We start from the raw sequence: 25,762 nt of genomic DNA, 5'->3' as shown, positions 1-25,762 counted from the left end.
TCCCGCTGGAGCGTTCCTGCAAGCGTTGATACAGGGCTTGGGTGGTCTGCGGTGTGGGTTGGTCGAACAGCCCGGCTGCCTGCAATTGCACCAACAGCACCTGGCACAATAGTGTCTGCAAAGGCTCCAGCATTAGCCCGCCACGCAATTGCAGCGAGCCACGACCTTCGACGGCCATGGCAAACAGCGCGAGCATGTTTGCCATCCGTTGTGTTTCGCAAGGCATCACGCTGATCAGTTGCCGCGGGCATTCCAATGCCAGCGGCGTGCGTGCCTCCCGCCCCGTCCCTGCAACGCGCAGCCATGGCCGGGACAACGCCAGGTCAACCACCTCCATTGCCGCCGACAAACCGATCAAGCCGGCGCCTGTTTTCTCACGTAGCACTTGCAGCGCAGGCGAACCGGCCAATGCGCCTGCGTCCGCCCAGTAACCCCAGTCGATAACGGCGACCGCACAAGGCAAGTGCTGCGCCAAATAGCCGCCCAGTTCATCGATGAAACAACACCCGGCTGCATAGTTGCTCTGATTGGGCGATCGCTCGAAGGCATTGATCGAGGAGAAAAACACCAGGAAATCCAAGGGCGGTCGTTGCAGCGCCTGCTCCAGCGCCGCGCCGGTAGCGACCTTTGCCGCCAGCACCTGGCTGAACTCGTCGCGGCTCATACGTTGAACACTCTTGCCCCGCATGACCATGGCTGCATGGATCACGCCATGCACCTGGGCGTGCTGGCCATGCACCCAGTCCAGAGCCTCGCGCAACGCTTGCGGATCGCCCGCATCGGCAGGCAGGTAAATCGGGGCCGGCCCTTCACTCGCCAGACGCTCGATGTCGGCGCGGATGTTTTCGTCCAGAGGTCGCCGGCCTATCCAGTACACCTGAGCCTGGTAATCGACGATCAGGCGTCGCGTCCAGGCCACACCGATCCCGCCGGCACCACCGATGATGATGTAGCACCCACCCTTTCGGTAGACCGGAGGCGCCGCGCAATAATTGACCTCCCGCAGCACCTGGCAATACCACTGACCTTCGCGCCACGCCCCGCTCGCGCCTACCGGCAGGGCAGCCAGTGGCGCAAGCGACGGTGAAGCCGCCATCGGCGCCAGGGGCAGGTCCACCACGCGGACCTGCCACGTTGGGCACTCGTTCGCCAGCGTGCCCGCCAGACCGTGCACGGGCGCATGCGTGGGGTCATGGCGCTCGCCCGGCAGCACCTGCAGTGCCTGGCGAGTCACCACCAGCAACTCCAGCGGGTGCTCGCGCACCTTCAGCATCAACAGCCCCTGGCACAGCGCGAACAGCGCCATTACCCCGTGTTCCTGCGCAGCAGTGGCAGCCTGTGCAGACCAGGCTTCGCCGCTCGGGATCGGGGCCAGCCAGATCAGGCGTTCGAAAGAGCCGGCATTGCCGAGCGCGTCCCGCCATTGCTCTGCCGACCAATCCGATTGACCTGCCAGCACGCTGGCCTGGGTGCTGCCAGCTGACCAGGCCTGTGCCTGTGCCGGGTCGGCGCTGATAATCAACGTGCGGCGCTGTGCCTCTGCATGCCCTTCTTCAACAGGGTGCAGCACACGCCATTCGACGCTGTGGACCTTGGCCTTGGGCGATTGCTCTTGTTGGACTGGGGCGGCCTTGAGTACAAAATCTTTGGCCGTGGCGCAAACGCGTCCGTCCTCGGCGATCCATTCAATATTGAATCGGCACTGCTGCGCGCCCGTCGTGGCAGCGCTGACATGCACCCAGTAGCGCTCAGGCAACGGAGCCGACAGCTGCAACTGGCCGACCGAAAATCCCAGCCTGGCTTGCTCACCGGATTGACGTATGGCCAAAAGCACCGCTGCTTGAAAAGCCGCATCGACAGCGGCGGGAGAAAACGGCAGGTCATCGGCCGCACCCGCAGGCACCACGACCAACGCCAGCAACGATTGATCACCTTGCAGGTGGCTGTCCTGCAACACCCGGTATGTTGGCCCATATGCCATGCCGACGTTGCGTAATTGCTCATACAGCACCTCCCGCGTCAGCCAGGCGTCAGGGTGAGCCCGCCTCAACGCGTGCACGTCACGCCGCACCTCATCAGTCTGGCCGGGCGCCAGTGTGCCGCTGCACAACGGATGCACCAGGCCCTCGAGGCGCACCTCGAAATCGGTTGCCCCGGCGCTTGCTGGTCGCAGGCTCACACGCAGCAGCGCACCCTGTAGCGGCACGTCCAGGGCCTGCAGCCACGCCACCTGGCTGGCGCACCAGCCCCCCGCCGGCAGCGCCCCCCAGGCGCGAGCCGCGACCGCCAGCGTCACAGCCCCGGCGACCCGATGCTGGTCGGCAATCACATGGTCACCAATCGACGGGTCATGCCGTTGCAGGCGGTACTCCAGCAGATCGGTCGGCGCGGTCGGCAACCAGAAGCGGTCACGGGCGAACGGGTAACTCGGCAGGCCCAGGTGGTGGCGCGCCTGGTCACTGAACAGCACGCTGAACTTCACCGGCACCGCGCAGCAATAATGCTCGGCCAGCGTTTGCAGGTGGGCCAGGTAGGCCGACGGCTCGTGTGCCAGCGTCGGCAGTGCCTTGATCAGGCGTGCGGCATCAAGTTGGCGCACCGCTGCGCCCTCCTCGTCCATCTCAGGTGCCTGGACCTCGGCCTGCGAGGCAGCCAGTAGTTGAGCAGTCAGCGTGTCGCGATCACTGACCACCCAGGCCTGCCGGCAGGCCAGGTGTTCGCGGCCGGTGAGCAATGCCTGGCTGAGTTGCGCCAGGCTGGCAGATGCGCCGGCACCCTGCAGCCAGTCATGCAACGTGCTGCATTGGCGGCGCAAGCTGGCCGGTGTCTTGGCCGATAATGCGATGAGCCAGCCGGGACGGGCCGCCACGTCGACCTCGGCACACGCGGGCGGTTGTTCCAGGATAAGGTGACCGTTGGTCCCCCCGAATCCGAAGGAACTGACCCCTGCCCTGCGTACCCCTGACGCTGGTTCCCAAGGCTGCAGGCGGGTCACCGGGTAGAAGGGACTGCCTTGCAGGTCGATCCGCGAACTGAGTGCAGAAAAATGGCAAAGGGGAGCCAGTTGCCCGGCCTTGAACGAGAGCAAGACCTTGATCACCCCCGCGACGCCCGCCGCCGCCTCCAAATGGCCGATATTGGATTTGGCCGAGCCCACCCCACAGGTCTGCGGTTCGCTTGCCTGCGGGCAAAATGCCTGGCGCAGGCCTTGGATCTCGATAGGGTCACCCTTGGGGGTGCCGGTGCCATGGGCTTCGATATAACTGACACTCGACGCCGGAATGTGCGCATCCCCAAGCGCCTGCTCTATCACCTGCGCCTGTGCCGCAGAGCTGGGGTAGGTCAGCGTATGGGTCTTGCCACAGTGATTGACTGCGCTGCCCTTGATCACGCCGTGGATCGGATCACCGTCCGCCAGCGCCTTGGCCAGGGGCTTGAGCAGCAGCAAACCGGCGCCCTCGCTGCGCACATATCCGTCCGCCGCTTCATCAAAACTCTTGCAGGCCCCCGTGGGGGACAACATGCCGGTTTTCGCAAACGCGATATGCCGGGTTGGTGTCAGCAGCAGGTTGACCCCGCCAGCCAGGGCCAGCTCGGTTTCACCCAGGCGCAGTGACTGCACGGCATGATGGATGGCACTCAGCGAACCGGAACAGGCGGTGTCCACCAGCACGCTGGGGCCGTGAAGGTCGTAGAAGTGCGAAATACGGTTGGCAATCACGGCCGCTGCGTTGCCCGTGGAGTGATGGGCATCGATGGGCAACCCGGCGCTTTCCAGCAGTTGCTTGTAGTCATAATTGAACGCGGCAACGAACACCCCGGTGCGCGAGCCGGCCAGCGCGGACGGCACCACGCCTGCGTCTTCAAGGCAGGCCCAGCTCAGCTCCAGCATGATGCGTTGCTGGGGGTCCATGATCCGCGCACTGGCAGGCGCGATGCCGAAGAAGCGTGCGTCGAACGCATCGACCGCATCGATGCACCCGGCATGACGTGCGTGACTTCTATCGTCTTCACTCGTGGGGTCGCCCCAGAATGCTCGCCAATCCCAACGGCTCGCCGGAATCTCCGTGACGCTGTCCCGCGCGTTCGCCAGGTTCTCCCAAAACTGCTGGTAGTCGCCCGCGCCCGGTACCCGGCAGGCCATCCCGATGATCGCGATATCACCGGGGTGACGATGCTTGCCGGCCTCCGCGGCATCGCCGACGCCTCCCTCAGTGTGCGTGTGCCCGGCCAGACGACGAATCAAGGATGACAGTCGATTCTTCATGTCCGCACACTCCCGGCGATGCGTAAGGGGGCGCCCTCGTAGGCGGGCCGCCCCTCCGTCTGCGCCGGCGCTGCGGGCGTCAGCATGGCGCGCAAGCGGGTGTTCAAATAAGCGGCGGCGGCGTTCATCAGCCGCTCGGCCACGAGGTCGACGTGCCGGTTGCGCCAGTCCTCCAGGTCGGTACCCTTGACCCATTGGTTAAACGCGCCCATCGAGGGCCCGCAATGCACCTGGTAATCAACGCGCTGCGCCTCGCTGCCAGTCATGGCCAAGCGTGTGCTGTGAATGAAATACCAGCGGAACACCAGCGCCATTTTGTGCTTGGGGTTGCTAAGAGCCTTGTCGATTTCCTGCGGCGCAACCTTGCTGTAGTAGGCACGCGTTTCTTCGAAGACTTCATCAAAGCTACGCTTGAAGAAACTGTCCTGAATCTGCCGGGCGGTCTTTTCATCCAGCTCGTCCAGTGAGTCGTAACGACGCCACAGGTCGTAGAGTTTGTTGGCCCGTGCCGGGAAAAACACCCCGCGCTTGAGTACCTGTACCCTGGCACCCAGTTCGAACATGTCACCGGCAGGCGCGTAATCGGTGTCCTGCACGTTGATGTCCTGCAGCAGAGTCTTCACCACATCGCTGGTACCGGCCTCGGGCGTGCATTGGTTGATCGAACCGGTCACCACAAAGTCGGCCCCCAGCATGAAGGCCGCCGCCACAGACTCGGGTGAGCCGATGCCGCCTGCGGCCCCCACCCGTACCCGTTCGGTATACCCGGCAGCCTGGCATAGGCTGTCACGCAAACGGATGATCGTCGGCAGCAAGACCACGGTGACGCCCATGTCGGTATGCCCACCGGAATCGGCCTCTACGACCAGATCGTCCGCCATCGGCACCGACTGCGCCCATTGCGCCTGCTCGGGCGTCACCAGCCCTTGCGCAAGCAGCTTTTCCACCACCCGCGCAGGTGCCGGATCAAGAAACTGCTGGGCCACCTCCGGCCGCGAGACTTTGGCGACGATCCGGTGGCGCGCCTCGATCCGGTCACCCACCTTGATCAGGCCGCGCAACCGGTACAGCGCCAGCGCCGGGGTGATTTGCATGAAGGCCGCGGCTTCTATCACCGTAACGCCTTTACGCATGAACAACTCGACCAGCTCGATTTCCTTGTGGGGGTTGGACAGGTTGCAGACCAGGTTCATGCCGAAAGCGCGCGGTTGGGTGCGTTGAGCGATTTCGACAATGGCCTGTTCGACCGCTGCGGTACTCAAGCCGCCCGCGCCGAAGAACGCCAGATACCCTGAGTTGACAAGCTTGACCACCAGTTCCACCGACGCGATGCCCTTGTACATGCCACCGGCCATATAGGCATACCGCAGGTTGTAGGCCTGGCGGAATGCGGCGCTCCCCAACCCCTCGGCTGTCAGCGCCAGGCCCGGCACGCCGTCGTCATGCCGCGCAGCCAAAGGCAGCGGTGCAACCACGGCAGATGCCACGACTGGCTGGGCTGGCGAACGGTTTTTTTCGATTTTCGCTTGCAGATTGGTCAATACATTGCCGGGGCCGATCTCCTTGAACTGGGTGATGCCGGCCTGCAGTAAATACTCGATGCTTTCGACCCACTGCACCGATGACGTCATTTGCCGCGCCAACTGGCTGGCGATAGCTTCCTGCTCATAAGGGCGTGCGTCGACATTGGCGATCACCGGCAGCATCAGGGGCTTGAAGGTCACACGGGCCAGCTCAGCCGCAAACGCTTCTTGGGCGCCACGCATGTAGCGGGAGTGGAAAGGCGCGCTGACATTCAACGCGACACAAATACCCGAGGCGTCTTCAATCTGCGTACGCACGCTTTCCAGTGCGTCGAGCGGTCCGGCCAATACGGTCTGTTGCGGGGCATTGAAGTTGGCGAAATCCAGCTGTGTACTCCCAGCCTGGCGCAACACCTGTTTGATCGTCGCAAGATCCAGATTCAGCACAGCCGACATGCCGCCCCCGGTGGCCTCGGACATGAGTTCGCCGCGCCGCTTGACCAGGCGCAATCCGGTTTCGAAGTCATAGGCGCCGGCGGCAAACAAAGCGCAGAACTCGCCGAGGCTGTGCCCGAGCACATAGTCGGGGGGCGCGGCATCGCCAGCCTGAGCCAGGTACGACAGTACATTGACCACATACAGGGCAGGTTGGGTGAAGCGGGTCTGGCCAAGTTCGTTGCGCGGATCGTTTTCGCACAGCTCACGGATCGAGTAGCCCAGCACGCGATCGGCACAGGCCGTCAGTTCGGCAAAGCGTTCGAACAAGCCCTCACCCATTCCGCGAAACTGCGAGCCTTGCCCGGGAAACATGTACACCGTTTTGCTTTGTTTCATAGCCATGATCTCCGCGCTGACAACGCGCTGTGCCGAAGAAGTGATGCGCCGCTCGAAGGAGCGTGCCGAGGTATCGAAGGGACTCAGAATGAGGCTGTCGGTGGATGCCGAGTGGGCACTGCGACAGCGTTTGGCGAAATTGGCCATCGACCCGGACGGGCCGGCGTCGAGGTATTCATGGGGGCCCAGGCCTTCAAGGTATTCAATGGCGGGGGCCAACTGCAGTGTCGAGCGCACCACATGCCACAGGTGCTCGGGGGCGAACTGGCTGACGGGGCCGCCAAGGGTTGACGAGACATAGCCCATCCGCGGTGTGCGCAGTTGCAATGCCTGGCTGGTTTGAATGAATGCGTCGCGCAATGGATCCATGTGCGAAGAATGAAATGGGCGGTTCACATCAAGCCTCTGAAACACCACGTTGCGCCGCGCCAACTGCATTTGCGCCGCCGCCAATGCAGAGACTGTCCCGCTGATGACCAGATGTTGCGGATAGTTGATCGCCGCCAGCTCAACCTCGATGCCGTCGGCCTGCAATTGCTCGAACACGGCGATATCGGCCAGTACGGCGGTCATCCCTCCCGCCGGGCAATGCTCATGGAATAATCGAGCCTGACGAACCACAAAGCCCAACGCCTGCTCGGCGTCAAGCGCACCACTCACAGCCGCCGCAGCCACTTCTCCCAGGCTGGAGCCGAGTACATGGTCGGGGTATACACCGTGCTCGATCAGCGACTGCGCCAACGCATACTCGACCATGAAGATGGCCGGGTGCGTCACCAGAATGTCGTCCAGCGCCGCTGCCTGGGGCTGGTCGCCATACAACCCATCCAGCACCGAATACCCGCCGGTTTGTCGCACGACCTCATCCAGCGCGCGCATGTGCCGGCCAAACCCGGCGTGCCGCTCATACAACGCCCGCCCCATGTGACGGTATTGCGACCCCTGTCCTGAAAACATGAAAACAATGGACACGCTGGTTTCTCCTATGAACTGCTCAAACCCGGGCACGGCCGCGCCCTTGAGGCGGAGCCTTGCCGCTCCACCTTCAGAATTCGCCTGCGCGTCGCCCTTGGGACTTACCACCCGGTGTATCAAGGTGCAGGCGTAGCGCACGCGCCAAGGTATGGACGTTGCCCGGGTTGAGCATCGACATATGGCCACCGTCCACCGTGGCCACATGGGGGCTCGCGGTCAGGTAGGCGCAATAGCGCGCCAGGGTGTGGGGAAGACTGCTTGCGCCGAGAATGCTTTGCGCCGCGATGATCACGCAGGTGTCGCCGGTGAAGGTGTGGGTGGGGCGATAGTCGACACTCATGGCGATCTGCGCCGCCAGCCATGCACCCGGACCCTGTGCGGGGCCCTGGTTGAGGCTGGCATCACGCATCAGCTCGCGTACCTGCTTGAGGGACACCACGGCGCCTTTGTCCTGGGCGTCCAGCAGGCGTGCGCAGAGCGGTGTATCACCCAGGAAGTAGCGCAACTGCGCGCTGGTCAACACCTCACCTTGAAGCTCTTGAGGCACATAGAAAAAGCTGTCGAGCATGAACAACTGCACCTGGCGTCCGCGTGCCTGGAGTTCAACCGCCACCTCGAAAGCCACGCTGGCCCCAAAAGAGTGTCCGAGCAAACGGACGACGCCAGCGGGGCAGCGACGGGTGACGGTATGAACATGCGCAGCGACCATGCGCTGCATCGACAGATCTGGCGGTGCCTGCGTATCCAGCGGTGGGTACTCCAGCACCTGCAACTGCGCGACATCGCCAAGGGCCGCGGCCAATGCATGAAAAGACTGCGCGCCCGCACCCGCGGCGGGGAAACAGAAGAGCCCTTGCTCGCCAGCGTGATTGAGCAGCGTCACGACCGGGGCGGGCTCACGCAACGGCGACGCAGGCATGCGGCTGAGCGCGGACGCTGGCGAGTCCGCGCCCGCCAGCGAACGCCAATCCACGTCCAGGCCCTGGGACCACAGCTGCAATAACGGCAAGGTGCCGCCTTGATCCAGCCAGCCCTGCACTTGATCGGCCAGGCCTGGCAATGCCATGACGCGATTGAGCACACTGGCATCGACCTCGGCGTTACCCACTTGAGCGTAAGCGCTGTGCTCATCGGTTTGCAGATAGGCGCGCAACTGCTCGGCCAATGCCTCCAGGCTGGCCACACTGAGCCCCAACCGTACGGGCATCAAGCCACTGCCGGCCTGGGTCACCCTGGCGAGGGTGTGCAGGTCCACGTCATGGTCGGCCTGGCCGTCGATCAGGTGCAACAAGTTGTCCGCCACCTGCCGTAACTGCGCCGCACTGCCGGCCGATAACAGCACCACGACCGGGCTTTGCCGGTCGGCCCGTTGCTCAGGCTCCGCCAGGGTAACCACGCGTTGAGGAGCCGGGCGCTCCTGCACCTGCGGCACCCGCAGCGAAGCCGGCTCTGCGCCATGGCGCTGCGCCTGTACCTGAGCCACCAAACCGGCCACAGTCGCATCTTCCAGAACACTCCCGGGGTCGAGTTCGACGCCGTAGGTACTGCTGATCTGTGCCAACAGTTGAGTCAGCAGTACCGAGTCGAAACCGAAGTCATGCAGATCGGTGTGCGGGTCGATATCGCCCGCGACGGTTTTCAACAATTGACACACCAATGCCACCAACTCATCGAGCAGCGCTGTATCAGCAATTACCCCACCGCCAGCGCTGGGCTGGCGCTCGATATCGGCACACGCCATCACCACCTGGATGTCGGCAATCGCGGTGGTCAATTCAACCACGTTGCCAAAAGCCTGGAACGTATCGGCGGCCAATTGGATATCGAAGCGTTCGTTGAGCAGCCCGGTCATTTGGACACTGCTCACCGAGTCCATCCCGTAGTCACTCCAGGGATCATCATCGCCGATGTCCTCCAAACGCACTTTGAGGGCCTCGGCGACCACTTCCCGCACACCCTGGGCAACCTGCGCCCGGGTCAAGCCCGGTGCCGGCGGCTGCGATTCGGCCGTCCGCGCCCCTTGCAGGTGCGCCGCCAGCGTTTGCAGCGTCGGATGCTCAAACAGCGCCGCGGTACCCAGTTCGAGTGTGTAGGTGCGATTGATGGCGGTTGCCAGCTCGGTCAGCATCACCGAGTCAAAGCCCATGTCCGCAAATGCCGTGGTGTCGTCGATCTCTTGCGCGTCGACTTTGAGGATCTGCCCGACCAGCCCACGCAAAGTATCGCTTGGGTCCACCTGACTGCGCGGTGCCACGGCAGCGGCAACCCCCACGCCAAGCCCGGCTACCAGTGCCTCGAAGGTGGCGCCCTGCCCTGGCAGTACCAACCAGCGTGCGCCGCCTTGGTGGATGATATGGCGCAGCACCTGTAGTCCCTGCGTCGTCGCCAAAGGCCGCAGGCCGGTTGCCTTGGTCATCGCGCCCATGTGCTCAGGGCTCAACTGCATGCCTCCGTCCTCCCACAGCGGCCAGTCGATCGCGATGGTATGGCCCTGTCGAGTGCCGTCAGCCACCTGTCGATTACGATATTCAGCGAATTGATCCATGAACGCGTTGGCGCAGGCATAGTCGCTTTGACCCGCATTACCCAAGGCACCCGCGATGGAGGCAAAGGCCAGGAAGAACTCCAGGGGCTGGTCTTGCGTCGCGCAGTCCAGGTTCCACAGGCCGTCAACCTTGGGCAGCAACACCTGGCGCAGGTGCTCGGCCGATTTGTTCCTGAGCAACCCATCCTGACGACAGCCGGCGATGTGCAGCACACCCGTGAGCGATCCCACGCGAGCTGATACTTCCTGCACAAGTGCGCGTAAAGCTGTCGCGTCCGCGAGGTCGGCCGTGCGATGCAACACCTGCGCGCCCAAGCTCTCGAGTTGCTCGATATGGGCCGCCATGTCGTCATCCGGCACTCCACGCCCCACCAGTACCAGGCTCACGCCCTCTGCTGCGCGGGCGATATCCAGCGCGATGCTGCGTGCCAGGGCGCCAGAAGCTCCCGTGAGCAGGTAAACCCCCGTAGGTTTCCACGGCGCGGCACCCGGCTCGGCCGGCAGTTGTTCGTCAGGCCGGCGCTGCCAGCTGGCGCTGAACAGTTGACCATCACGACGGTGCAGGGCGAGTTCCGCATCTGCGGTGCAGGCGCTCTGCAGCAGTGGCGGCAACGCATCGCCCGGCTGCAGGTGGAGCAGTTGCACCCGCAATGAAGTTTGCTCGCGGGCAAATGATCGCAGCAGCCCGAACAACCCGGCGAACAGGCCTGAGCTATCGTCGTCGGCGACGACCAGTTGCGCCAGGCAACCTTGCCCGTCGTGCGGTAATTGGCGCAGGTGCTCGCTCAATGCTTGCGCGGCCCGGCAGTAGCGCTCAGGCAATGTCAGCCCCTGATCATCGCCGGATTCGAGCAGTACGCATTGGGCTTGGGGAAAGTGCTCGGCAACCTGGGCGGCGTAAGCTTCGCTGCCCGGGCACAGGTAAATCCGGTGAGCGTGTGAAAGGCCGGCCCAAGCAGGTTCGACAAATGCCTCAAGGCCGGGTGTCATCAAGGCCAGGCTGGGCGGCGCAGGCGCTCGTGCCATGACCCGTGAGCGCAGGCCATGCAGATGCACACAGGGCTCGCCTTGAGCGTCGAACACCTCCACATCGAAGGCAAAGCTGCCACGACCGCCACCCGATGTGTGTGCAGTAAGCCTCACCCAGGCGGGTGTGCGCCTGGAACGGCCCAGGGTCAATTGCTCCAGGGAGAAAGGCACCTGGGGCCCTTGCGATGACTCACTGCCTGTGGTGAAACCCATGGCTGCCTGCAGTGCACTGTCGAGCAGACAAGGATGCAAGCGGAACTCATCACCCGGCTTGAGGAAGTCTGGCAAGCGCACATGCCCCAGCACTTGCTCGGCGCCGCCACGCAAGGCATGCAGGCCCTGATGGCCAGGGCCATATTCGATACCCACGGCGGCAAAATGGCGATAGAACTCGGTGGTCGACGCCGCGCCTTGCGCCAGCGCCGCGAGTGCGTTCACGTCCAGGTGGGCCAGGGGGGCGGGCTCTGCAGGCACCGACGCCTGGCCGCGGCAATAGACCTGGCGCACCGGTTCGCCCCCCGGCTCACGGGTAAGCCAGGCAAAGAACTCGAACTCCCAACCGCTGCCCTTGCGAGCCTGTTCCACAGCCAGGGTAAGGGTGACTGGATCGTTAAAGCACTCGAAGGGGCGCACCCACAGGATGCTGTTCAGGGCCAGGTCGGCTTGCCCAGAAACCCGCGAAAGCGCCGCCAGCGCCATTTCGAGGTAGACCACGCCCGGCAGCACCTTGCGCCCGTTGACACGGTGGTGGTCGAGAAAAAATTCGTCGCCGCAAAACTGCGCTTCAAATTGCTGGCTGTCACCTGCCGTGATCTGTCGTGACAGCAGCGGATGCGGGCCGTCGCCGGGTGCAGCGAAGCGCCCGGGCACTGCAGTCTGCGGCGCAGGTGGCACCCAGCAGCGTTCCCGAACGAACGGGTACAGCGGCAGGCTGATTCGGGCCGGCTGGAACCCTTGATACAACTGCGCCCACTCGACCTGACCGCCGCTGACCCAGTGACGCATCACCGCCTGGTTATCGTCCATGGCCGGCGATTGCACTGGCACCGCCGTTTCGCCCGCACGCAGGCGTACCGGCTTGAGCGCCTGGCCAATGAGCACGTCGGGATGCTGGGCCCCGTCTGCCAAGGCAACCAAGCGTTCCTTGAGCACCTGCACTGATTGGGCCGTGAACGCGGCCCGCGCGTCCAGGGCTTCGCGGCCCACCTGCAAGGTGTAGGCAAGATCATGCAAACCCGCCAGGTCGCAGGCCAGTGGCGTTTGCTCCAGGCGCCCCAGCAACAGCGCCGCTACCGCCTGCAGGCGCTCATGCGTGCGTGCCGACAGCACGATGAGGACGTCGCTCGGCAACGTCGGTACGTGGGTGTGGGCCTGCGCCTGGGGGGAATACTCCTCGACCACCAGGTGCGCGTTCGAACCGCCGGCACCAAATGACGAAATACCTGCACGGCGCGGTTGCACAGCATCGGCGGCGCCCTTGGGTAGCCAGGGCTCCAGGGTTTGTTGGACGTGAAACGGGCTGCCGGCAAAATCAATATTGCGATTGAGCTGCGTGGAGTGCAGCGACGGCACCAACTGGCGGTGCTTGAGCTGCAACAAGACCTTGGTCAGGCCGGCTATCCCCGCGGCGCTTTCACAATGGCCGATATTCGATTTGATCGAGCCGATGGCGCAGGTTTGCGGTTCAAAGCCGTCAGCTTCGAACACGGTGCGCAAACCTTCGATTTCGATCAGGTCGCCTAGGGCCGTGCCGGTGCCATGCGCTTCTATGTAGCTCAGGTCGCTGGACGCCAGGCCGGCCTGGTGCAACGCCGAACGCACGGCCACGGCCTGGGCCGACGATTTGGGCACGGTAAACCCGGTCGCCCGTCCGCCATGGTTGATTGAACTGCCCTTTATCACTGCATGGATACGGTCGCCGTCGGCGATGGCCTGGGGCAACGGTTTGAGCAACACGGCGCCCACGCCTTCGGCCGGCACATAGCCGTCGCCCCCTTGGCCAAAGGTCTTGCAGCAACCCACACTGGACGCGAAACGGCCCTGGGCATGCAGCAGGTACTTGTTGGGATGGATCGACACATTAACGCCACCGGCAATGGCGTACTCCGACTCGCCACTGCGCAGGCTCTGACACGCCAGGTGAATAGTGGTCAGCGAGGATGAGCACATGCTGTCGAGCGTGAGGCTGGGGCCGCGAAAATCACAGAAGAATGACACGCGGTTGGCGATGGAGGCAGGCAGTGCGGCGACCAGCGTCTGTGCGGTGCTGAAGGCGGTGTATTCGGTGTACTGAACGCCAACATAGACGCCAACCCGGCCTTTGGCGCTCAAGCTCTGGCGTGTGTAGCCGGCGTCCTCGAGCACGTGGTAGGCGCACTGCAGAAACAGGCGCTCCTGCGGGTCCATGATCTCGGCTTCACGCGGTGAAATGTTGAAAAAGCGCGGATCGAATTCATCGACTCCACGCAGGAAGCCGCCCCACTTGCTGTAGGTCTTGCCGGAGACACCCTTGGATGGGTCATAGATCGCGTCGTGGTCCCAACGTTGCGAAGGGACCGTGGTAATGCAATCGCGACCCAGCTTGAGGTTTTCCCAAAGCTCCTCGATATTTTCGGCCTGGGGATAGCGGCCCGCCAGCCCGATAATCGCAATGTCGAAAGCATGCGGGTGGGTATCCGACCCGGACGCATTGCCGGCATTCTCATTGCTGTCGAAGTCTTTGACCATGTTCAGTATCGACCCTTGGAGAATTCTTGAGGAATGGCCGCCAGGCGACCCCACATCATTCTCAACTTACAAGAATTCGATCCTGACCAAACCTATGAGCGGTTATAGGTTTGCCCATACAGCCAAGGTAGCCCGCCGGTTTCAGGCATCACTCACCCGTTGCAACAATGTCTGGCAGCGCAGCCCATCGGCATTGGCAGTCAACATCACCAGGCCGCCATGCACCTGCTGCGCACGCGCCTGGTAATCGCACAGGTTGATCAGCGAATCAGCGGAAAAACAATGCCCCACCCGCGTCACGTTATCCACATACAACTGTGTACCGCTCACCCCCTGCCGGCCTTCCTTGATCTTGAGCACTGGCAGGAACACGTTGCTGCACACCACCTGTTCCAGGTCCGCCGTATTAATCTGCTGGCGGTGCATAAACTGCTCATGCACCTCACGGAACAGCCGGGTGTCATCCTCCTTGGGGTCGTGTGCCAGCCCGGCATTTGACCTGGCCAGGCTGCCGAGCATCTCGAAGCCGCGGCGGCGCCCTGAAGTCACCAGGCAACTGGCAGCACCATCACTGAACAACGCGTAATGCTGGAACCGGAAAGCTTCGTCTTCGATACGATTGGCCGAGACCACCAGCACATTGTCCAGCCCGGCCAATACCTGGGCGCGGGCGACCTCAAGGCCTGCCAACAGCATGGTGCAATCGCCCCATGTCACGCCCAGCGGGAAGGCGCGAGCCAGTTGCAGCTCGCGCAGCAGCGGCAGATAGTCCACCACCTGGCCCGACTCGAAATTGCTGCTGCACACCACCAGCGCATCAATGTCACAGCCCCGTAAGCCGCTGCTGGCCAATGTGCTGGCGACTGACTCAACCAGCAGTTCGCCGACCGAGCGTGTCGTACGCCAGTAGGTGCCCCAGCCAAACACACTGGCGAAATCGGGCATGCTGTGTTGCTTGCACACCGCCTCGAAAGAAGCCGCGTCGCGATAATCATGGGCCTGTTCACCCAGGACATAGGCGGTGGAGGCCAAATAGGCAGTTCTCATCGTTACTTACCTGCGACATTGAAAGTCATGGTTGCTACCGCTGCGCCAACACGTCTTCGACCACTGCGCAAGCGCTGTCAGCCGCCAAGGCGCCACTCTGCACCTGGTTCAGGATCGTATCGAGCAAGTCATCGGAGCTGTGTACAACCTGCACCCGGCGATCGACCTCATCCGCCAGGGACTTGAGCGTGGGCCAGGTGTAGATCGCGTCGGCCGCTAGTTGAATGGAAAAGTGCCGGCTGACCCCGCGCATCCATTGTGTGCCTGTGACCGAGTCCATTCCCAGGTCCAGGAACTGCGCGCCACTGCGCAACTGCCCAGGGTCGAGAAACAACAGTTCACCCAGGCTTTGCTTGAGGTAGTCCTGGATCGACTCGCGTTGCGCACTTGCCTGCGCGCCAGGCTGCGGTGCCGATGCCACTGGCTCGCGCTGGACCGGCGCAGCCGTTGCTTGAGTTGGCTGAAGCTGGGTGCCCACCCATTGCGTAAAGGCCTTGAATACCGGATAGGTATAAATGCCGTCGGCGGGAATCTTCAACTGGTAGTGCTTGTTGATTTCACGGATCCATTGCGCGGCGATCACCGAGTCCAGGCCCAACTCCAGGAAGCGGCTCCCGTCGCGTATTTGGCCTGGCTCGCAATACAGCATGGCCGCCAGGCTCTGGCGCAGGAACTGTGCACATTCGTCGTCGGCCACTGGGACGACCGGCGCCGCCTTGGCCGCTAAAGGCGCGGGTTGGCTGAGTATCCGCGGCGCGGGCGGCACGATGGGTGCGCTATCAGCCACAGGCAAAGTATCCAGTGCACGCAGGCGAATCTTGCCGCCCTGCGCCACGGACGCCACAGACTCAACCGAGACCGCCACCTCACTCGGCGCCCAATAACGTTGCCGGGCAAACGGGTACGTCGGCAGGCCAAGGCGCGCTGGACGGTGCGAGTGATACAGCGGTGACCAGTCAACCGCTTCGCCTTGCACCCAGCGACGCAGGATGCCCCCCAAGTCAGCCTGGTCGAACATCTGCCGAATGGCGGCGCAGGCTTGCTCACTGGGACGCGTCGCCAGGCTGTGCGCCTCGGGAAGGCAGCCGGACCACCAGGACGGCCCCTCTAGCGCGCCATCGATAAAGGCGCGCAGCTCACGCACCAGTTCGTCGCCCGAAGTGACCAACAGCGCCACCCGCCACTCCCAGGCCTCGCGCCCCACTTGCAGCGTGTAGGCCAGGGCTTGCAGGTCTGGCTCGCGATTGGCCGCAGCGTCCAACCACCAGTCCACGAGCCGCTGCGCCACCTCCAGCAAGGCTTCGCGAGAGCGTGCAGAGAGAACGATGGGTAACGGCGCAGTCACTGTCATCGCCGCGTGAGCAGCTTGGGCCAGCGGCGCCTCGCTGACGATCAGGTGAGCATTGGCCCCGCCGGCGCCAAAGGAGGAAATGGCAGCCATGCGCAGGCCCGGGACGCCATCGGAGCCGAGCGGGCGCTCCCAGGGTGCCAGCGTACGCTGCACACGAAAGGGGGTTTCGCTGAAGTCGATATTGGGATTGAGCGTTTCAGCGTGCAGTGAGCTCACCAGCAGTCCGTGCTTCATTTGCAGCAATACCTTGGTCAACCCGGCGATGCCCGCAGCGCTTTCGCAATGACCGATATTGGACTTGACCGACCCCAAGGCGCAGAACTGCCGGTCCGGCGTGTAAGCCCGCCACGCACGGGACAGGCCGGCCACCTCGATCGGGTCGCCCAACACCGTACCCGTGCCGTGAGCTTCTACATAACCGATCTGCCGCGGCTGCACGTTCGCCTGGCGCAAGGCACGGCTGATCACCGCGGCCTGGGCTGCCGGATTAGGCACTGCATAACCGTTGGTTCGCCCGCCATGGTTGATGGCACTCCCGCGAATCACTCCATAAATACGGTCGCCATCGGCCTGGGCCTGATGCAGCGGTTTAAGCAGTACAGCCCCCACACCCTCACTGGGCACGTAACCGCTGCCACTGGCACCGAAGCTTTCACAGCGGCCACGTCGGGAGGCAAATTTGCCTGCCCCCAGCATGAGGAACTTGGCGGGGTGAATCGATACATTCACGCCTCCGGCCAGCGCTACTTGGCATTCGCCACTGTGCAGGCTCTGGCAGGCCAGGTGAATAGTCGTCAGTGAGGACGCACACATCGCATCGATGGCCATGCTTGGCCCATGGAAACCGTTGACGAACGAAACGCGATTGGCAATCGACGATGGGCTCATGGACAGCACCAGCGGCCGCCCCTCGGCAGTCTGTTGCGCCCCATACAGTTGGTACTCTTCGTACGTTACGCCGACGAACACACCGACCATGCCCTCGGCATCTTCGTGACGGGCGCTGGCTGCCAGGCCCTGGCGGGTATAACCGGCGTCTTCAATGGCCTCGTGAGCGGTCTGCAGGAACAAGCGCTCCTGGGGCTCCATGGCCATCGCTTCACGCGGCGAGATACCGAAAAACGCCGGATCAAATTCAGCCACTCCATCAATGAACCCGCCCCAGCGCGCGTAGGTCTTGCCCGGCGCGTCTTCATCAGCGCTGTAATAACGGGAGTGGTCCCAGCGCTCGGTGGGAATCTCACTGATACAGTCGCGCCCTTGGCTGAGTACCTGCCAAAACTCTTCCAGGGTGCGGGCCTGGGGATAGCGCCCGGCAAGGCCAATGATGGCGACGTCAAAGCGTTGCGACGTCTCCTTGGCGGATGCAGGCGATTGCGCGGCGTCGGCAGGCACGGGGTCGTGGCTGGCAATACCGGCCACCCGCGCCTCATCGGGGCCTGACGCCAGCGTGCCCGCTACGTCGGCGACCAGCGCCACCAACGTCGATGCATGCTCGCGACACAGGTATGCGGCCAAGGCGCGCAGCGTCGAATACTCAAAGAACAAGGTTTTGGGCAGCGCGCCGAATTGCGCCTCCAGCGCGGCGGTGATCGTCATGACCATCATCGAGTCCAGCCCGTAGCGCTCCAGCGGCTCATCACTGTCCAGACGATCCTCCGGCCATTGCACCACAGGGGATAGCACCCGTTTGAGCACTTGCAACGCATGCTCAAGCAGCACTTGCGCTGAGGCGGTGCCGGCCACGGCACGCGGCGCAGTGCCGGCGTGTAGCTGGGCAGGCAGGTGGGCCACCAGATCGTCGAGGCAACGCACTTGCCGATAAACCAATGGCGACACCTCAAGCCCGCATTCGCGATCAAGTGCCTGGATCAATTGATTAAAGCGCGCCTGATCCAACCCATAGCTGTCAAAGTCGTGGTCACCCTCAAGCTCGCTGGTCGCGATGCCGAGCACTTGCCCCGCCAACCTTTTCACCACGTCAAGCATGCGTGTATCAGCGGGCAGCGTCGCCTCGTTCGACAGCGGATGCAGACGCCGGCGCAGGCGCTGTTCATCCCCTTCTATCACCACGATTCGGCACGCATCACTGTCCATCACTTGATGAAACGCCGCAACGCCGTGTTCGCGACTCAACGGGATCATGCCCGACTCACGCTCCAGCAACGCACTGGCCTGTGCATCCAATTGCATGCCGCCGTCGCGCCACAGCCCCCAGGCAATCGAAACGGTTCGGCCTCGACGCTCGCCCATCTGGACCTGCTGGGTGCGCTGTTCGGCGAACCCATCCATGAAGCCGTTGGCCGCCGCGTAGAACGCCTGGCCCGGGTGCCCGACGGCTGCCGCGGCGGATGAAAACAGCACGAAACAGTCCAGGTCGCAGTGACGCGTCGCCTGATCGATCGACCAGGTACCGCCCACCTTGGCCGCCAGCACCCCATCGCCGTGTTGGCGTTTGAAATTGCGCAAGAACTCATCGTGCAGCGTTCCTGCACAATGCAGCACACCATTGAGCGCACCGTACTGGGCTTGCACATCAGCCACGAGCCGTTCGGTAGCCGCCTCGTCACTGATATCGACTTGCTCATAGCTGACCTGGCCGCCCATGCGCCGCAGGGCATCCAGCCGATCCTGGCCGGCCTGGCCCAAGGGGGAGCGCCCCACCAGTACCACGGTTGCGCCTTCGACACGGCTGAGAATATCGGCGGCGAAACACTGCGCCAACCCGCCCATTCCCCCTGTCAGCAGATAGACACCCGCGTTCTTCCACCTACAGCGGTGCGTATCATCCAGTACTGTCGCCTGCGTCCACTGACGGGCATGGCCACCTTGAGCGTCGAACCGCAACCACGGATGAACCTCCAGGGCCGCAGCCTGCTCCACGGCGTGCCGAACCTGCGTAAAAGTGAAGCTCTGGTCGATTTCAACCAACTGCGTTCGCAGCTTGCTGCTTTCAAGTTGCGCCGACCTCAGCAGCCCATGAATGCCACTCAGCCACGCAGACCGATTGACGGGTATTACCACTTGTACCGAGATAACTTCGTGCGCCGCATCGACAATGATCTGGCGCAAATGCTCAGCAATTTGCCCGACACAGTGCACGTAGCGTTCTGTCGGCAAGCCCTTTGGCGTCAGCACCTGCCACCCTGGATGATCCGACCGTTCTCCAGGCCACTCACACAGGATGACGTGGCGCCGCCGAGGCGCCGCCGCCGCAGGTGAGGCCTGCACCGGCTGCCAGCGCGGGCGCACCAATAATGTCGCGGCGGTGGTAGGTGGTACGGGCGCCCTGCCAGGCTGCGCCGGGGGCCGGGCCACGCTGCCAAGAGGCACCAGTTGCGGTGCCCTGGGGATGGGTTCACGGTCGAACGAATAGCCCGGCAAACTGATACGACGGGCAGTACCCGGCGCCACCAGGCGCGCCCAGTCGATCACCTCCCCCGCTCTCCATAACTGGGCTAATTGCGCCCATTTGCTCTCGGCATACCACTGATCAAGCAACGTCAGCGCTGATTCATCTTGACCGAACAAACTCAGGCGGTCGGCGTCCTTGAGCGTCGTGGACTGCACGCCCGGGTGGGCCTCACCGGCACAATAGCGACGCAATGCATCCATGAGGTCGGCTGTCGACGTGGCGATGCAACTCAATCGCGCATTCATGGCCTGGCGGCCCACCTGCAGCGTGTAGGCAATGTCACGCAAGGGCAGCGACGGATTGCGTTCCAGAAACACTAACAAGGTGTCCACTTGTCGTACAAGTGCAGCCTCATGGCGTGCCGAAAGGACAATCAGGTAGTCGGCCCGCACATCTTCGGCGGGTTCGGCACGCACAGGGGCCTGGCGCAGGATCACGTGGGCATTGGCACCGCCGGCACCGAAGGATGACAGGCATGCAATGCGCTCTTGCGCGCCCTCGCCGTCGACGTCCCACGTTTCCAGCGCCTGAGGCACGCGAAAAGGCGAGAGGCTGGTGTCGATATCCGGGTTCATCTGCTGCGAATGCAGCGACGGCGCGATTTGCCCGTGGCGCATCTGCAGGAGGACCTTGCTCAGGCCGGCGATACCAGCCGCAGCTTCAAGATGGCCGATGTTGCTCTTGACCGACCCCAGGCGACAGAAGCCGGTGCGCTCGGTGTCCTGGCGAAACGCCTCGACCAGGCCGCGAAATTCGATGGGATCGCCCAGCGCCGTACCGGTGCCGTGGGCCTCCACATAGGTAACCTGGTCAGCACTGACGCCGGCCCGGTCCAATGCCAGGCGAATCATGGCGCGCTGGGCTTCGGGGTTGGGCACCGTGTAGCCATTGGCTTTGCCGCCATGGTTGACCGCACTGGCGGCGATGACGCCGTGAACCATATCACCGTCCGCCAGCGCGCGTTCCAGCGGCTTTAGCAACAGCGCCCCCACTCCTTCGCCGGGAACAAACCCATTGGCCCCCGCACCGAACGCTCGCGACTTGCCATCGGCGGATAACACGCCCAGTCGTGCGAACTCGGCAAAGGTGGAAGGGTGGGTGTAGGCATTGACGCCACCGACAACCGCCACGGTGCACTCGCCTGCCTGCAAGTGCAGGCAGGCCTCATGCACCGCGGTCAGCGAAGAAGAACAGGCGGTATCCACGGGCAGGCTAGGCCCGGTAAACCCGAAGCGATAAGACACGCGGTTAGCGATCGAAAAAAACGAATCTTTATAGTTATCGTGCCCGGCCTTGGACACTCCCACGAATACGCCGACCTTCTCCTGCTCCAGAGACGCAGGCGTATACCCGGCATCTTCCAGGGCATGCCATGCGCACTGGATGAATTGACGTTCCTTGGGGTGCATGTAGGTAGCTTCGGCCAGGGAAAAGTTAAAGAACATTGGGTCGAAGTCATCCAGGCCTTCGATGAAACCACCCCATTTACCGTAGCTTTTACCCTCTTGGATCGCACGCTGGCGGTCCGCGTTAAAATGCTCGTCAAGGCTCCAGCGTTGCTCGGGCACGGTTTCGATGCAGTCCCCTGCGTTTGCCAGGCAATCCCAGAACGCCGACAAATCCGCTGACTTGGGATATACCCCGGCCATGCCGATTATCGCGATCTGCCCACGCGCGCCCGGACTGGGCAGGTGGTAAGGGGCGGCAATGCGCTGCGCAGGCGCGCAAGCCAGCCAGGCCACCAGTCGCGCCGGCGTAGCGTGCTCGAACAGTACCGCTGGCTCGACCACGATGTCCTGGTCGCGCATATGCCGGCAGAGTTGACGCACCATCATCGAATCAAAACCCAACTCACTGAACTGCGCGTCCAGATCCAGTGATGCCGCAGGCTGTTCCAGCGCTTGGGCCAATGCTTCACGTACCGCTTGCTCGGCGGCGTCCGGGCTCCAGGCTCGGCGCCCTGTACGCGATGTACCAGGAGCCGGATACGCCGCCATGGGTGCAGGCGCGTCATACCAGAACGACTGGGTATCAAAGGGGGTCGTCGGCAGGGGCACCCGTGGTGCGCGGGTGGCCTTCGCCATCGGGCGCTCACCCGCCAGCCAGAGCTCGGCCCAAGGGTCAAGCGCCGCGTCCGTAGGCGCTGCGACGTCCTTGGCGAAGACAACTGCGCCCGTAAGATCGCCCGTGTGTAACTGGGCTAGCACATCGAGCAAGCCTGGGCGCTCCATGGCCACGATGACAACGGCGGCGGCAAATTTCTCGCGCCCGAATTTGAGCGTGTCACTGACACTTTCCAGGCACAGCGTCGGCTCATCGATCAAGGCCTGGTGCATTTGTGCCGCGAGCAGCGCCAGCAGCGCCGGGGTCGGCGCGCTAAGGGGGAACAGCAATGGGGCCTGACTCGGCACCACACGACCGGGCGCTTGGTGCACATATTCTTCGACTAGAATGTGTGCGTTGTTTCCGCCTGCGCCATAGGAATGCAAACCCGCCAGGCGCGGGGTAGCCTGGCGTGGCCAATCAACGGTATGGGTAGCGAGCCTGCAAGGCTGTCCGGCGGTATGCAGGTGGAGATTGGGCTGCTCAAAGTCGAGGATTTTATGAATCTTTTCGGTCTGCAAGCTGCGGATGATCTTGAATAGCGCGCCAATGGCTGAAGCGGCATGCATATGTCCGCTCATCGGCTTGAGCGTGCTGATAGCGCACTGGCCTTCCTGCAACTGCACGCCTTGCTCCCGTCCCAAGGCCAGCAAGCCATGATTAAGGGCATCCCACTCAGCGATATCTGCCACGGGGTTGCCCATGCCCTGGGCTTCGATGTAGCTGACGTGGCGTGGATCGATCCCCGCCCGTCGGTAGCAATCCTGTACCAGGCTTGAATGTGCGGACACACTGGGCGCAGCGATTGACGCCGCGTCGCCGCCGTTGTAATTGACCGCCGTATTGCGGATCAGCCCATAAATATGATCGCCGTCGGCCTCAGCCTTCGACAACGGCTTGAGCAACAGGCTGCACACGCCTTCGCCGCGCAGGTAGCCGTCAGCGCCGGCGCCGAAGGATCTCACGGTCGGTTCGGGGCTCATTTGCCCGCTTTGCGACAACGTCACGAACACGTCCGGGCGCAGCAGCAAGTTGCAGGCACCGACGATCGCAGCATTGATCTGGCCACTGCGCAGCGCGGTGACCGCGTGATGAAGCGCGACGGCACCGCCGGCACACATCGCATCGATTCGTTCGCTTGGCCCACGCAGGTCATAGAAATGTGACACCCGGTTGGCGAGCATACTGGCCGCCTGGTCCAGCCCTTCGCCGGGATCAATCTGGGCCTGGAGTAGGTTGAGGTGGTATTCGTTACGCTCGGCGGCGATAAATACACCGGTGGCCGAGCCTTTCCAGTCAGTGTGGCGATAACCGGCGTCTTCAAACGTCTGGCGCACCGACATCAGCAACAAGCGTTGTTGCGGATCCATCTTGCGCGCCTCCGCCGGCAACATGCCAAAAAAGACCGGATCGAATTGATCGATGGCGGGTATAAACCCGCCCCAACGGGTGCGCATTTTCCCTTCTTCAATATTCGATCCGGCGTACCAGGACGTGAAGTCAAAGCGCGTCGCCGGGATCTCCTCGATCAACGAACGATCATCATCCAGCGCCTGCCAGAACTGACGTACGCTAGCCGACTGCGCGACGTTGGCGGACAACCCGATGATCGCCACCGGTTCAGGAAAGGACGGGGCAGGCTGGGCCTTGAGCGAGGCATTGATGGCGGCGGCGAGGCGAGCTTTCTTGCGTTCGATATTCACTGTGCTGACCGCTCCTGGAACGAGGCTACGAGTTGTTCAAGGTAGGGCAAGGACTGATGCACCACGGCGTAGTCCACGCCGAAATCCATCAGGCAGGCAATCTCATCGACGCCGGTCTCAAGCACTTGGCCGACTCGATACCGAACCTCATCGACCGTACCGAACAACGCGCCGGTTTCGTAATACCGCTCAAATGCGTATTGCAGGACGTTTTCCTGCTCTGTGGCATCCAGGGGACGACCGTCAGGCGTCGCCCGTGCTTTCATGTGGGCTACCAGTGAGCTGCGGATATAGTCTTTGAACGGTGCTTCGACGGCTCGGCGAACCCAGGCGCTATCGGGCCCCACCAGGGTATGCAGCATAAGGGTGACGCGCCCGGAAGCCGGGTCGAATCCCGCATCGCGGCGCGCTTGGCGATAAAGCCCAATTTTTTCGGCCAGGTCCGGCAGGTCAATGCCGTACAACATCGTGAAGACGTTGAAACCCGCCTTGCCAGCGGCAATGAACGACTCTGTATTCTGCGCTACCAGGATCCAGACATTCAGGCTGGTCTGTAGGGGTCGGGGAAAGGTGACGACCGACACTGGATCGCCACCAGGCCCCGGGAATGAAAGGCGCTCACCCGCCCATAAGCGACGTACCTGCTCGATGCGTTGCCACATCACCTCGCGCCGGTCCTCGTAGGCATGCGGCGCCAAGAGAAAATCAGGCCGGCTCCAACCTGAGCCGAACCCAAGGTCTACCCTTCCGCCAGAGAGTACATCGTTCATCGACCAACTTTCGACCACGCGCGCCGGGTGATGCAGGGGCAAACTGATGCCTGCGGTGCGAAAACGAATGTGTCGGGTTTGGGGGATGAGTGACGCCGCCATTACTGCGGAATCGGGGTAAATCGCGCCAAACTCGTGGAAATGACGCTCAGGAAAATACACGGCCTCAAAACCCTGCGCATCGCCAAACAACGTCAACGACCGAGCGAACTCATATTTCTCGCTGGCGCTGATGTCTTCGCGCACATCGGAAAAAAACAACAGGCTGAAGGCAGGCTGACGCGGCGCACGCGCAGCGTTCGTCACACCCAGGCCGAGTAATTGTTCAACTGACATGTCTTGAGGCCTCTTGTAGATACATCGGGTTCACGCCACCACAGACGGTCGGCTGAAACACTGTTCCAGTTCGAAGAACTGCGGCTTCATAAACGCCAGGGGGCCACGTAACTTGTCCAGCTCCTCTCGGGGCCCATGCACTTCATAGCGAACAATTGAAGCCAGGTGAAACGCCTCGGAATTCAGCTCAGCGATATTGACCAAGTGGTTCAAAAGCCCTTGGGCATCGCTGTAGACCTCCCGGCAATGGCCTTGGGTGCCATTGAAGCTGAAACCGTAGTACAGGCATCCGGGCTCTTTAGAGGTCTTTTCGATAAACACGGCGCAATACGCCTTGAACGCTTCAAGGTGACGTTCGGGGATTTCGAAATAAGGCATGGCCATGCAGGTGCGATTCATCTTCGGCCGTTCCGTTAGAACCAATGTCCACGAGACCTTACCGCAGCAAGACGAACTGGCACTCCTATCAGCACTTAGGATTGACAAGGTTCTTCAATAGGGATAAAGGCTGCGCACGAACCCTGGAGGCGTGACGATTGACAGCGCAGGATTGGCGACCCAAATAAGACGATGAGGACGCTAGGATGGGCGAGCGAACGCTATGGTTGGAGAGGAACGGCGAGAAAAAATCCGGGCACAAAAAAAGCGGCCAATGGCCGCTTTGTTCGTAGTTTCCAGGTGTTCAGTGGGCCTGGAAGCAAAATATGGCGCAGCGGACGGGACTCGAACCCGCGACCCCCGGCGTGACAGGCCGGTATTCTAACCGACTGAACTACCGCTGCGCGTAACACTTGAAGCGAATGGTGGGTGATGACGGGATCGAACCGCCGACCCTCTGCTTGTAAGGCAGATGCTCTCCCAGCTGAGCTAATCACCCTTCGTTTCGGTGTGGGCGCATCATACACCAAAAAATCGTAATGTCTTGATTTAAATGCAATTTATTTAAAAAAAGTTCCGCGTACGATTTTTTGCCATATTCCGGACAAAGAAAAGCCCGCGATTAAGCGGGCTTTCTGTGGTGACCTGGCGTTCAGCGTTCCAGGTGACCGAATATGGCGCAGCGGACGGGACTCGAACCCGCGACCCCCGGCGTGACAGGCCGGTATTCTAACCGACTGAACTACCGCTGCGCGTAAC

General features: G+C 62.5%; 7 protein-coding genes and 3 tRNA genes. All 10 read right to left on the bottom strand.

The window, feature by feature from the left end:
• The coding region (locus E4O97_RS13655) for an SDR family NAD(P)-dependent oxidoreductase (RefSeq protein WP_248161523.1) at nt 1–4,267 on the bottom strand (4,267 nt) is incomplete at its 3' end.
• Nucleotides 4,264–7,596, bottom strand: coding sequence for an ACP S-malonyltransferase (fabD, locus tag E4O97_RS13650; RefSeq protein ID WP_248132130.1), 3,333 nt, complete (start codon nt 7,594–7,596; stop codon nt 4,264–4,266). The genes fabD and E4O97_RS13655, both read right to left, overlap by 4 nt.
• 73 nt (nt 7,597–7,669) lie before the next feature.
• Nucleotides 7,670–13,900, bottom strand: a complete 6,231-nt coding sequence (locus E4O97_RS13645) for an SDR family NAD(P)-dependent oxidoreductase (RefSeq protein ID WP_248161521.1) — start codon at nt 13,898–13,900, stop codon at nt 7,670–7,672.
• Nucleotides 13,901–14,041: 141 nt separating this feature from the next.
• On the bottom strand, nt 14,042–14,947 hold the full coding sequence (locus E4O97_RS13640) for a hypothetical protein (RefSeq protein WP_216090984.1): 906 nt from the start codon (nt 14,945–14,947) through the stop codon (nt 14,042–14,044).
• A 34-nt stretch (nt 14,948–14,981) separates the two neighbouring features.
• The gene (locus E4O97_RS13635; protein ID WP_248161519.1) at nt 14,982–23,519 is read right to left on the bottom strand and encodes an SDR family NAD(P)-dependent oxidoreductase; all 8,538 of its coding nucleotides are present in this window, start codon (nt 23,517–23,519) and stop codon (nt 14,982–14,984) included.
• Complete coding sequence (locus tag E4O97_RS13630; protein WP_032877031.1) at nt 23,516–24,625, bottom strand: MupA/Atu3671 family FMN-dependent luciferase-like monooxygenase; 1,110 nt, start codon at nt 24,623–24,625, stop codon at nt 23,516–23,518. The genes E4O97_RS13635 and E4O97_RS13630 overlap by 4 nt, the downstream gene beginning before the upstream one ends.
• Nucleotides 24,626–24,655: 30 nt before the next feature.
• Nucleotides 24,656–25,024, bottom strand: coding sequence for a hypothetical protein (locus tag E4O97_RS13625; protein ID WP_032877032.1), 369 nt, complete (start codon nt 25,022–25,024; stop codon nt 24,656–24,658).
• A gap of 306 nt (nt 25,025–25,330) precedes the next feature.
• A tRNA-Asp gene (locus tag E4O97_RS13620) sits at nt 25,331–25,407 on the bottom strand.
• Nucleotides 25,408–25,426: 19 nt separating this feature from the next.
• Nucleotides 25,427–25,502: transfer RNA gene (locus E4O97_RS13615), tRNA-Val, on the bottom strand.
• A gap of 176 nt (nt 25,503–25,678) precedes the next feature.
• Nucleotides 25,679–25,755, bottom strand: a tRNA-Asp gene (locus tag E4O97_RS13610).
• Between the last annotated feature and the right edge of the window lie 7 nt (nt 25,756–25,762).

Origin of the sequence: Pseudomonas sp. W15Feb34 (assembly GCF_023127765.1) — a bacterium.
Classification (GTDB): domain Bacteria; phylum Pseudomonadota; class Gammaproteobacteria; order Pseudomonadales; family Pseudomonadaceae; genus Aquipseudomonas; species Aquipseudomonas synxantha_A.
This window is presented reverse-complemented; position numbering and strand designations above follow the sequence as displayed.